The 795-nt window shown below is 68.2% G+C and carries 1 protein-coding gene; it reads right to left on the reverse strand.

The genetic code is table 11. The features are described from left to right. Positions 1-795: ISAzo13 family transposase (locus ADL12_RS23015; RefSeq protein ID WP_107119998.1), on the reverse strand; the 795-nt coding region annotated here is incomplete at both ends.

Consider the following 795-nt stretch of genomic DNA (forward strand, 5'->3'; position numbering starts at 1 on the left):
CTCCTGATCTTCAGCAGGGTGCGATGCATGGCAGTCCGGCTGCTGTCGAACAGCACGGCGAGGGGTTCCGCGGCCAGGGCGACCCGTAGGTGGAGCACGGTGGCCAGAACCTGGTCGGGGAAAGCGAGCCGGGGCGGGCGGCCGCGCTGGGTATCGCCGTCCGGCGCCAAAGCCTGTGTCAGGTCGGCCAGTTGCCGTGGGGACATTCCGGTCAGTGTGGGGTCGGACAGCAGAGCCTGGTCCCATTCTGGGGCCGGCGTCTGTGGGGCCCTGGCCGCCGGAATGGCCGGGCATGGCTGCGGGTGCAGGGCGTAGTTCCACTCACCGTGGAAGGCGTGCCGGGTCAGTGGCAGGGCGGCCATGTCCGCGTCACCGATGTGGACTCCAGTCGCATAGGTGTTGGTGTCGAGCTCTGCCCTCACGCGCAGGCCGGTGCGGGTGGTGGTCGCTGCGGTCGACTGGACGATGACTTCGTGGCTGGTCAGCGGACGGCCGCGCCAGTTCATGGTGATGTGGGAGAAGAGGCGGTGCTCGATCTTGTTCCACTTCGAAGTGCCCGGCGGCAGATGACACACGGTGATGGTCAGCCCCGTTTCCGCGGCGAGCATGGCCAGTTCGAGTTTCCAGGCCCGGGTGCGGTAGCCGTTGGAGCCGCCCGCGTCCGCGGTGATCAGAAGTCGTGTTGCGCCTGGGTAGGTGTTCCGGCCCTGGTCGTGCCACCAGCGGCGGATCGATTCCACCGCGAACGCGGCGGTGTCGTGGTCGGTGCCGACGTTGACCCAGCCGGTGTTCGTA

Source organism: Streptomyces regalis (genome assembly GCF_001509475.1).
In the GTDB taxonomy this organism is placed as follows: Bacteria; Actinomycetota; Actinomycetes; order Streptomycetales; family Streptomycetaceae; genus Streptomyces; species Streptomyces regalis.